Source organism: Paenibacillus sp. S28 (genome assembly GCF_016624415.1).
GTDB lineage: Bacteria > Bacillota > Bacilli > Paenibacillales > Paenibacillaceae > Paenibacillus_AQ > Paenibacillus_AQ favisporus.
On record NZ_JACVTM010000046.1, the window covers coordinates 1 to 975 of the forward strand.

Here is a 975-nt window from a genome sequence, read left to right on the forward strand (position 1 = left end):
GCCCCGGTATTGGGGCCAGTGCAAGCGCCCGCTGTGGGGGGGGGGGGGGCAGGCGGTGCTGAAGGAGGACATGGAGGGGGAACAGACCGGCATTGATAGGTCTCGCGCGGGAAAGAATGGGTGGACATCTGTTGACGGGGAAAAACATGATGCTAGAACAAAGGGCAGTTTGTGGGGGATGAAGGATCGGGGGAGGGGAGTTTGGAACAGTTTCGAACCCAGAGGCAATGAAGGGGCGGTGCGGGATGAGTTCAAGGCCAAGGGGCATGACGGGTCAGCAAGGGGTGGATTTAAAGACACGAGTTATGGCGGAGCGGAGCGGAATGGACTCAAAGCTAAGGGCCGTGACGGAGCTGTGGGGAATGGACTCACTCCCAAGGGCAAAGAAGGATCGGCGCGGGATGGATTTAATACAAGAAGCAATGACAAAAAAGTTGGGGATGGTTGTTCAGGGATGTGGCGCTGGGAGCTCGGCGAGCCGTTATCTCCTGCAGTATGGCAAGAGCTGATGCGTCAGCCGGAGGAAGGGCAGTGGGCAGGTGATGTAAGGGATCCGGCTGTGCTCAGGATACTTGCGGAGCAGGCCGCGCAGCTGGTGGAAAGGCTGCGCGGCAGGTCACTGCTTGCAGCGGAGGTCGACTCGCTGCTGAGCGACCGGGCGCCGGGGCTTGCCGGCGCCTGGCACAGCGCGGCGCAGCTGGCCAACCTGCAGGGCCAGCTGGCGCTCAACGCGGGCGTGGCTACCCCCAGCCCGCGAAAGGGGCCCCGCGGCGCGCTTCGCGCCGGCCGCGGCCAGGCCCCCCGCTGCCGCCGGTGCGGCAGCGAATCCACGGGCCGCACGGCCTGCGCCGCGTGCGGCCTCGCGGCCTGCGCCTACTGCGAGGCATGCCTCGCGCTTGGGCGCAGCCGCGCCTGCTCGCTGCTGCTTCGCACAGCAGCGTCTCGGGGCGGGGGGGGGGGGGGCGGGGGGGGGCC

Annotated in this window: 1 pseudogene; it reads left to right on the plus strand. The window is 66.9% G+C overall.

From position 1 onward, the window contains the following. Positions 1–178: 178 nt before the first annotated feature. A pseudogene (locus IAE55_RS33570) lies at positions 179–975 on the plus strand (hypothetical protein); the annotation flags it as partial.